Source organism: Pseudomonas sp. B707 (assembly GCF_022496685.1).
GTDB lineage: Bacteria > Pseudomonadota > Gammaproteobacteria > Pseudomonadales > Pseudomonadaceae > Aquipseudomonas > Aquipseudomonas paraglycinae.
The window spans coordinates 1-10,240 of sequence record NZ_WTVE01000022.1; the positions used below are offsets into that span (position 1 = coordinate 1).

Annotated in this window: 6 protein-coding genes; 5 read left to right on the forward strand and 1 reads right to left on the reverse strand. The window is 56.5% G+C overall.

All coding sequences use genetic code 11. The features are described 5' to 3' along the window. The first annotated feature begins 60 nt into the window (after positions 1 to 60). The 5 genes from GQX66_RS10400 (at position 61) to GQX66_RS10420 (ending at position 8,710) form a co-directional block, all read left to right on the forward strand. A complete protein-coding gene (locus tag GQX66_RS10400; protein ID WP_047601845.1) occupies positions 61 to 576 on the forward strand; it encodes an Hcp family type VI secretion system effector in 516 nt (171 codons plus the stop codon). Between the two features lie 131 nt (positions 577 to 707). Further along, positions 708 to 2,750: a type VI secretion system tip protein TssI/VgrG gene (gene tssI / locus GQX66_RS10405; RefSeq protein WP_240868697.1), complete on the forward strand. Its 2,043-nt coding sequence runs from the start codon at positions 708 to 710 to the stop codon at positions 2,748 to 2,750. Next, on the forward strand, positions 2,740 to 3,483 hold the full coding sequence (locus GQX66_RS10410; RefSeq protein ID WP_129974322.1) for a DUF4123 domain-containing protein: 744 nt from the start codon (positions 2,740 to 2,742) through the stop codon (positions 3,481 to 3,483). The genes tssI and GQX66_RS10410 overlap by 11 nt, the downstream gene beginning before the upstream one ends. Continuing rightward, entirely contained in the window at positions 3,480 to 8,339 is a 4,860-nt protein-coding gene (locus GQX66_RS10415; RefSeq protein WP_240868699.1) for an RHS repeat-associated core domain-containing protein, read from the forward strand. The genes GQX66_RS10410 and GQX66_RS10415 overlap by 4 nt, the downstream gene beginning before the upstream one ends. Positions 8,340 to 8,341: 2 nt before the next feature. Then, positions 8,342 to 8,710 (forward strand): hypothetical protein, encoded by a 369-nt coding sequence (locus GQX66_RS10420; protein ID WP_134023982.1) that lies wholly within the window; start codon positions 8,342 to 8,344, stop codon positions 8,708 to 8,710. Between the two features lie 422 nt (positions 8,711 to 9,132). Here GQX66_RS10420 and GQX66_RS10425 read toward each other — a convergent pair whose 3' ends face one another. Further along, a complete protein-coding gene (locus tag GQX66_RS10425; protein WP_240865414.1) occupies positions 9,133 to 10,146 on the reverse strand; it encodes an IS110 family transposase in 1,014 nt (337 codons plus the stop codon). Between the last annotated feature and the right edge of the window lie 94 nt (positions 10,147 to 10,240).

The window sequence follows — 10,240 nt, forward strand, 5'->3', positions numbered from 1 at the left end:
CACCCACCGGGCGATTTCGCCTCCCGGGCACCCTAACTTTATCCGCAAGGAGCACCTCCCATGGCAACACCAGCGTACATGTCGGTTACCGGCGAAAAACAAGGCCTGATCACTGCCGGCGCCTTCACCGCCGACTCCGTTGGCAACACCTACCAGGAAGGTCACGAAGACCAGGTCATGGTTCAGGCGTTCAGCCACGACGTGATCATCCCGCGTGACCCACAATCCGGTCAGCCAACCGGTCAGCGCGTTCACAAGCCAGTTGTGATCACCAAGGTCTACGACAAGGCTTCGCCACTGCTGCAAGCCGCTCTGACCTCCGGCGAGCGCATGAGCGAAATCGTTATCCAGTGGTACCGCACTTCGGCTCAAGGTACCCAAGAGCACTACTACACCACCAAACTGGAAGACGCGATCATCGTCGCCATCAACAACAAAATGCACAACTGCCAGGATCCAGGCAACTCGCACTTCACCCACCTGGAAGAAGTGCAGTTCACCTACCGTAAAATCACCTGGACCCACGAAGTATCCGGTACTTCGGGTTCCGATGACTGGCGTGCTCCAGTCGTTTAATTACGGCTGATCGTTTCAAGCATCGGCCAGCTCTGCTGGTCGATGTTGTTTACGCCCCTCCAGAATTTCGCGTGCGTTGAACCGCTTGACGGTCATCGACGAACGCCGCTGTACAGCACGAGGAACAAGGGATGTTCGCGCCGGCCAATGAAACCCACTTTGCCCTGACCATCGAAGGTCTTTCCGCCGACTTTCAGGTGTTTACCCTCACCGGTCGGGAAGCCGTCAGCCAGCCTTTCGTATTCGAGGTGGAGCTGGTCAGTGAGCAGCCGTCGCTGGACCTCGAAACCCTGCTGCACAAACCGGCCTTCCTGCAGCTGTCGCCCGACGGCAGCGGCATCCATGGCCTGATCTACCGCGCCGCGCAAGGCGATTCCGGCAAGCGCCTGACGCGCTACTCCGTGACCCTGCGCCCGCAACTGGCGTATCTCGCGCACCGGATCAACCAGCGGATCTTCCAGAACCTCAGCGTGCCGAAAATCATCGGCAAGGTCCTCGAAGATCATGGCATCCAGGGCAACGCCTACGCCTTCCAGACCGGCTCGATCTACCCCGACCGCATTTACTGCGTGCAATACGACGAATCGGACCTGCATTTCATCCAGCGCCTGTGCGAAGAAGAAGGCATTCACTACCACTTCCAGCACAGCGCGACGGCGCACAAACTGGTGTTCGGCGATGACCAGACGGTGTTCAAGAAACTGGCGCCGGTGGCCTATCAGCAGGACTCCGGCATGGTCGCCAGCAACCCGGTGATCAAACGCTTCGACCTGCGCCTGGAAACCCGTACCAGCCGCACCACCCGCCGCGACTACGACTTCGAAAAACCGCGCCTGACGCTGGAAAGCGAAAACCGCGGCGACGCCCTGCCCGACCTCGAGGACTACGATTACCCGGGCCGTTTCATCGACCGCGAGCGCGGCAAACACCTGGCCAAGCGCGCCCTCGAACGTCATCGCAGCGACTTCCAGCTCGCCGAAGGCAAGAGCGACCAGCCGTTGCTGGTCAGCGGCCATTTCCTCGCGCTGAAAGAGCACCCGAAAGCCAAGTGGAACGACCTGTGGCTGCTCACCGAAGTCCACCACGAAGGCAAACAGCCGCAGGTGCTGGAAGAGTCGGTGACCAGTGACACCACCGCGCTCAAAGACGATTTCCATCAGGGTTACCGCAACCGCTTCCAGGCCACCCCGTGGGACGTGCCGAACCGCCCGCCCCTGCGCCACCCGAAACCGCGCATCCTCGGCAGCCAGAGCGCCGTGGTCACCGGGCCGAAAGGCGAAGAAATCCACTGCGACGAATACGGCCGCGTGAAAGTCCAGTTCCACTGGGACCGCGACGGCCTCGCCGACGACAAGACCAGCTGCTGGCTGCGCGTGTCCTCCGCCTGGGCCGGCGCCCAGTACGGCGGCATCGCGATCCCGCGCATCGGCATGGAAGTGCTGGTCACCTTCCTCGAAGGCGACCCCGACCAACCGCTGATCAGCGGCTGCCTGTACCACAAGGAAAATATCGTCCCGTACGCCCTGCCGGCGAACAAGACCCGCACCACCTTCAAGACCCTGAGCTCGATGGGTGGCGGCGGCTTCAACGAACTGCGCATCGAAGACAAGAAAGGCCAGGAACAGATCTTCCTGCACGCCCAGCGCGACTGGGACGAAAACATCGAACACGACCAGAAAATCCGCGTCGGCAACGAACGCCACGACGTCGTGGAAAAGAACAGCTACACGGAATTCAAGGCCGAAGAACACCACACCGTTTACGAAGACCGCAAAGTCGAAGCCCGCGCCAACGATCACCTGACCGTCGGTGTGAATCAGCACATCAAGATTGGCACCGGGCAGTTCATCGACGCTGGCCAGGAAATTCACCTGAGCAGCGGCATGAAGGTAGTGCTGGAGGCTGGGGCCGAACTGACGCTGGTCGGCGGTGGCAGCTTCATCAAGATCGATGGCGGCGGCGTGACCATGAGCGGGCCGGCGATCAATATCAACTCCGGTGGTGGACCGGGCAGCGGCACCGGTGCTGCACCGCTGATGCCGGGCGTGCTGAAGCAGGCGGATGCCGACAAGGCTGGCGCTGTACTGACCCCGGCGCAGATCAACACCCTCAAGCGTAATGCGCCGTTCTGTGAAGAGTGTGAAAAATGCAAGGCAGGTGCCTGTGCCATCTAATCGACTGACACCCAAGGACTGGCTGGCACAACAGCCGCTGCAAAAAGACGAACGTCTGTATCTGATCGTCAGCGCCGCCAGTGATGCCGAAGCGCTCAAGGCCTTGTATCAGAGCGAACCGTCCGTGCAGGCCATTCCCGTCTGGGGTGGAACGCCCTACTCCACTTGGCAACCGGTGATGCCTTACGTCGCCGAACTCAAGGCCAACTCGGCCTTCCTGCCCTGGATCACCAAAACCGACGCCCTCGACTGGGGCTGGCTGGCGGTCTCCCGCTCGGAGCCCAACGAAGTTTTCGAACACCTGCGCAGTTTGACCCAAGTGAAGATGCCGGACGGGACCGAAGTGTTTTTCCGGTTCTGGGATGGGCGGCATATCTATCCGATTCTTGATGGGCTGGGTGAGACGGCCGGGGAAGTGTTGCCGGTGTTTGAGCGGTATCTGATTAATGGGCGGAGCCTGGAAGTCGGGCCGAGGGTGGTGCCGAAGGCGAAAGATTGGCCGTGGTGGGAGGTGCCGAAAGACCTGCTGGACAGCTTGATGGCCGAAAACCCTTCGACCGTGATCGGCAACATGATGCAGTGGCTGCTGGACGAACATGCCGACCTGTACTTCTCGTTCCCTGAATCGAACCTGCAAAAGAAAGTGGCGCGTTTCGTAAAACGCACGCCACTCACGGAAGAAAATTTTACCGGCCTGCTGAAGGCCCATCTGGAAAGTGAGGTGGCTGTATGAGCATTTTGATGGGTGAGATTGTTGCCAATCTCAATGCAAAACAGCCTGATGCTCAGGCCATCATCAGCGACTTCAAGAAGTGCCTGAAGGATTATCGCGAGCATGCCGAAGCCTGGTACGGCGGCATTCTGGACGCAGAGCAACAGTTCAAGGTCGGTGACGAAGTCGGTACGGCGGACAAAGACAGCAAAAAGGAAAATACCCTTTATGCCAACTGCCCTGCCAACGGCAAACTCAAACTTGTACATAGTTTTGAATCTGCGCGTTTTGTACCTATCGGCAATACGCCGGTGCGACTGGTGCCGGTGGAGAATGGCAAGCTCTACGGAAAGAACGAAGTCGGTCAACCGATCAACGTCAAAATCGGTCCAAGCGGGATTCTGGAGGTCACTGGCCTCAAACCGCATCAGCAATATGAAATCACTTTTTTCCCGAATCCCACCAAGGCTCAGATCGATAGCCTGTTCAGCTCCTATCAAGGCGTAATCGGGGACCTTAGCGGCTGGCTGCAAACAGAGTGGACCACCGACTTTCTGCCACTTTGGCAAGCGCATACCAATGCATCCATGGCTGGACGGGCATTGCAGCAATTGGAGTCGGCGTGGAAGGGGTTCCTCAAGGCTATCATGGGGCTGTGGGGGGACATCAAAAGTCTCTACGACCTGGTTGCACACCCTCGGGAAAACTACGAAAAACTCAAAAAATTCCTCACCGAAGAACAGATAAAGAAGATCTATAACGCTTCAAAAGAAGCCATTCAAACAGCCCTGCTGATCGCCAGTGACGAGCCACTTATGTGGATCTACGTCGCAGCTATCGTAGCGTGGGTCAAAATGCTGCCTCCGCAGACCTGCACTGAAGTGCTGGCAGAACTGACTACGGAAGTACTGCTGAACATCCTGATCGGTATTGTTTTGACGGGCGGGATCGGTTTGGCCGTCCGTATTGGCACCAAGGGCCTTAATGCTGCAAGGAACAGCGGCAAGGTCATGACACTGATTGAAGACTTCACTTCGATGCTGATGAAGATCAGCAAGAAGAATGCGACAGCACACGCCGATACGGCGAAACCGTTGATGCTCAACGGCAATTCGCCACTGAACCAGGCGAGAAAGGCGAGCGTAGAAATTGCGCCTCCAAAACCCGCAGAGACCGCCACACCACCAAAGAAAAAACCACCCGTTTCCGGAGGTGCTGTAGAGACGGATGCGCAGATTCATACACGCGGCAAGAAGGAAAACCGCACCCGCGCTCAACAACAGGAAAAAGTAGACAACGCGCCCGACCAGTCCAAAAACCCGGCGGATCAACCTGCTCAGTGCGCCGATAAGACCTGCACTAACGGTGAACCGGTATCGATGGTTACCGGCGAGGAATTGTTGACGCTCACTGACGGCATATTGGGTGGGCTGCTACCCATTGAATGGACACGTCTCTATCGCAGCAGCGCGGTTGAAATCGACGGGCGTCTCGGCCATGGCTGGAGCCACTCCCTATCCCATCGCCTGCAAATCAACGATGAAGGCGTGTTGTGGACTGACAACGAAAACCGTCAGACCCGCTTCCCGATGCCGACCGAACAACGGCCAGCCATCACCAACAGTCTGGCTCAGGCGGCGATTTATCTGGGCAGTGCGCCGGATGAACTGATTCTCACCCAAGCAGGAGCAAAACCACGCTTTTATCACTTTCGCGCAGACCGCCTGACGACGGTCAGTGACTCTTACGGAAATCAGGTGCGTATCAGCTATGACCTGGTGGGGCGGATCCAGCGCATCGATAACGGTGCTGGCCGCGCGTTGCTGTTGCGCTACGACGATCGCCATATCGTTGCCGTTGATCAGCAACAGCAGCGTTCTGAGTATGACGAGCGCGGTGAGCGCCAGGATCCTTGGCTGACCATTCAGAACCTTGTCACCTACCGCTATAACGCTCGCAACCAATTGGTCTCGGCATCCAATGCCGCAGGGGAAACCGAGCATTACCGCTACAACGATCAGCACGTCATTCTCGAGCGACAACTGGCCGGTGGCGCCAGTTTTTTCTGGGAATGGGAGCGTGAAGGCAAACTTTCCCGTTGCGTACGTCATTGGGCCAACTATTCGCAACTGGAAGCTCGCTACGAGTGGGATGACAAAGGCACGGTTACGGTTCACAACGCCGATGGCAGTGAACAGGTTTACGTGCATGACGAAAATGCACGGCTGATCAGTGAAACCGCTGCCGATGGAGCTGAAACGCAAAATGCCTATGACGATCAGGGACGTCTGGTTGCTGTAAAAGATCCAATGGGGGCCATCACCGAGTATCAATACAGCGATGCCGGACGATTGATGGCTGTCATCCCGCCGGAAGAAGAACCGACCCACTACAACTATTTCGATGGTCAACTGATTGAAGTCAAACGTGGCAAGGCCCGTTGGCAGTACGACCGCAATCAACAAGGCGACATCACCCAGCAAATAGACCCACAGGGCAACGAAACCCGCTACAGCTACGACCGCCAGGGCCGCTTGCTAGAAATTCACCATCCTGATGGCAGCCGCCATCAACTGGGCTGGAACAACCTCGGCCAATTACTGGAGGAGCGCCTTCCGGACGGTGGTCAGCGCAAGTATCGCTATGACGCACTCGGACGCCAGATCTCCCGGCAGGACGAATTCGGCGCCATTACCCATTACCAATGGGACGCCGTCGATCGCCTGACCCAGATCACCCTCCCCGGCGGTGCCACCCGGGCTTTCACCTACAATCCCTACGGACGCGTCACCGCTGAACGCGACGAGCTCGGCCGCATTACACGCTACGAATACGCCGACAACCTGCATCTGGTCAGCCGCCGCATCAATCCCGACGGCAGCCAGCTGCGCTATCGCTACGACAACGCGGGCCTACTGCTCACTGAAATCGAAAACGAACGCGGCGAGCACTACAAGCTCGACTACTACGCCAACGGCCTGATCCAGCAGGAAACCGGATTCGACGGCCGCCGCACCGCGTACGAATACGATCTCAATGGCCAGTTGCTGAAGAAGACCGAATTCGGCGACGACGGCAGCGAACTGATCACCGAATATCAGCGCGATGCTGCCGGTCGACTGCTGGTGAAAACCCTCGCCGATGGCGAAGAGATTCACTACAGCTACGATGCCCTGGGCCGTCTGGTGAATGTCAACGACGGGCACTGGCCGCTTGCCTACGAATACGACGTGCAGGATCGCCTGATCACCGAACACCAGGGTTGGGGCACCACACGTTACGAATACGACAGCGTCGGGCAACTGAGTCACTGCCGCCTCCCCGACGGCAGCACACTCGACTACCGCCATTTGTCAGGCGGACGTCTGAGTAGCATCGACCTCAACGGCTCACGCCTGACCAGCCACCAATTCAATGCCGGTCGCGAGCAGCAGCGCCAGCAAGGACTGTTGCTCAGCCAGTACCAGTACGACGAACAAGGTCGCCTGCAAGCGCACAGCGTCAGCCAGCGTGAAAAAAACCTGTTCCAGCGTCGCTATAACTACGACGCAAACGGCAACCTCGCCGGCATCGACGACAGCCGAAAAGGCAACCGCAGCTTCCACTACGACCCGCTGGACCGCTTGACCAGCGTACGTGGCGCGACACCTGAAACGTTCGCCCACGATCCGGCCGGCAACCTGCTCGGCCAGAACAACGAAGGCACAGCCAACCTCGCCAACGTCAAAGGCAATCGCCTGCTGATGCAGGGCGACCGCCACTACGACTACGACGCCTATGGCAACCTGATCCGCGAACGCCGTGGCACCGGACAGAAACTTGTCACCGAATACCGCTACGACTGCCAGCATCGACTGATCGGTGTCAGCCTGCCGGGCGGCAGCAATGCATCCTATAAGTACGACCCCTTCGGTCGCCGCATCGAGAAAACTGTCGATGGCCATACCACCGAATTCTTGTGGCAAGGCGAACGCCTGATCGCCGAAAGCGCGGACAACCGTTATCGCACTTACATCTACGAACCCGGCAGCTTCCGCCCGCTCGCGATGCTCGACGGCGAAGGCCCGCGTAAGGCAACGCCGTTCTACTATCAACTCGATCATCTGGGCACACCGCAGGAACTCACCGACTACAGTGGCGAGATCATGTGGTCGGCGAAGTACCGTGCGTACGGCAACCTCGCTGCGCTGGATGTCAGTGAAATCGACAACCCGTTGCGATTCCAAGGTCAGTACTTTGATGCCGAGACGGGCCTACACTACAACCGTCATCGCTACTACAATCCGGGTACTGGGCGGTTTTTGACACCGGATCCGATCAAGCTTGCGGGTGGGTTAAATAGCTACCAGTACGTGACTAACCCTACTGGCTGGATAGACCCGCTGGGGCAAACTGAGTGCCCAGGAGGAAACGAAGGTGGGTCTGGATCATCAAAGAAACCAGAGGATGTACCGAAGGTAAAAGAAGGGACGCCAACTCCGCCTATTGCTGACAGAAAATTTAAACCCGGAGAGGATGTACGTCACTTTGAGAAGCATGGAGAGGAAATTGGGCAAACGCTAGGCCACGACAACTACACACTCGAACAGTATGTGGCTGATGCCAACTCCGTTATTCGGAACGGGACGTTTACACCTGAGTTAAACGCTTACGTCGCAATTCCTGGAGGGGTTGGAAGTGCAAAAGGTTTGCTCGTTGGGGTCGATAGGGCTACTGGAGAAATTACTACGATGCACCTCAAACCCATTTCATTCTTTGAAAATAAAGCTCCGAGTTTAGGGTGGAAAGCACAACCGAAATCGGTAAAAACAGACACGATCGGAGCAAACCCTCAGATCGGATGGAAGTCTCCGTACGGATTAAAACCAGAGAAATAGAAATGTTAATAAAGGACATCAGTTGGATATCCAGAGATTCGGCTGAGGCGGAAGTTGAGATCAGCGACGGAAACTTTACCTGCGTTGCATTTTCTCAACCATGCAGCGCGAACATTGGAGAAACAATAAATGATCCATTGCATGTTTTTTCGTTGAAAGAAGCAATGATCTGCGAAAGCGAGTCACCAGTAGGGATCTGGAACACAGAAAAACCTGGACTATCTCGAAAAGTAATTGCCAGAGTAATAAATGCATCAGAGCATCTGGTGGCCGTGGGTGGAATCAAATTATTAATCGATGATTACTTACCCGGCGGCATAAATACTGGCGACCTAATCGAGTTCAAATGCGGCCGAATTGATCTCTGGTAAACAATCCAAAAGGGACACCCATTAGCCGGTCTCAAGTCAAGGTTAAAAGCCACCGCGCCCTGCAGTTTTCAACTGTAGGGTTTGCTCTCCCACTCAACCTGATCGGTTGAACCCGTCGAACCCGTTTCCTCTTCATTGGCTACGAACGAGTCGTGCCAGACACCCATTTGGATCAAGCGGTAGCGATACAACCTGCACCGCCCTGGCAGTTAACTGCCCCAGAGAAACGTTGGTGCTGCCAATGCGTCCAAAACGTGTCACAGAACTGTGGCTCGTGCAAAACACACGTCCAGTCCCAGCTGGCTCACCTGGCAGACGACCCGGTTACAACACACTCAGGCGGTGATGGTCGGTCGCCACTCAGATTTAGTGGTTCGAGCCCAGTCCCTTTTTGGTTGGCCAACCATCACCTCATTCGTCCCTCAGGCGAAACAGCGTCTGGCATCAAAAGGCTGTTTCTCCTTCAGGATGTGATAACTCGCTCGCGCCAGCTTGTGTGCCAGTGCCTTGGTAGCGACCACGGCATTGGTCTTGGCTTTCTTCTTCTCGAAAAAGCGTTTGGCATCCTCGCTGAAGCGCCGGGCGAAATTAGCCGCTTCGATATAAGCCCAGATCAAATAAGCGTTGCCGTTCTTGGCGTTGCCTTCACCTTTCTTTTTGCCGTTGGAGTAATGCGCACTTTTTACGCAGCGAGCGTAAGAGGCGAAGTGGCCTACGTCGGCAAAGCGCTCAATATTTCCGGTTTCCAGCATGATGACCGTGGCCAGCACTTCGCCAATTCCGGGCATCGTTTTCAACAAAGAAAACTCCGGGCGCAAATAGGCTTCGTGCAGTAATCGCTCTTCAAGAAAATCAATCTGGATCTGCAATGCCTGAACAATGGCGACATTCGCTTTCATTGCCAGAGCCACATCCGTCGGCAGGCCCAGCCTGTCGACGGATGTGGCTGACAGCCCTTTGACTTCATTGCAGCTCAACCGCTGGCCAAACTGGCGCGCCATGATGTTCTCGACGGACAGAATGTGCTGAGTCCGGCTGCGTACCAGTTGAATACGTTTGCGTGCCAAATCTCGCAGCGCACGTTCTTGCGGCGGATGGATATATCCGGTCGGTAAAATCCCGAGTCGCAGCAAATGAGCCAGGAAAGTCGCATCATCCTTGTCGTCAGAATGCTTCAAACCGTCGTAGCGTTTCATCGCCACGGGATGGGCCAGCTTCACCTCAAAGCCCGCTGCCTTGAGGCCATCGACCAACCAATACCAGTTGTAGGTGGACTCAACCACGACGCCAACCAATTCAGCACGGTGAGGCTCGAGCAGCGAAAGGATTGGCGTTAGCTGGTTGGGGCAACGTCGACTGACCAGTACTCGATCCGTTTCGTCGGTAACCACCACAACACTGTTGTTCGAATGCAGGTCTATGCCACAGAATTTCATCACGGCCTCCTACGCAAAAGACTAAGTTCGCACCTTGAATTTTGCGCCACCTCCGTGAGGTGGGGAGGCCGGCCAGATGATTCTCAGATTTATT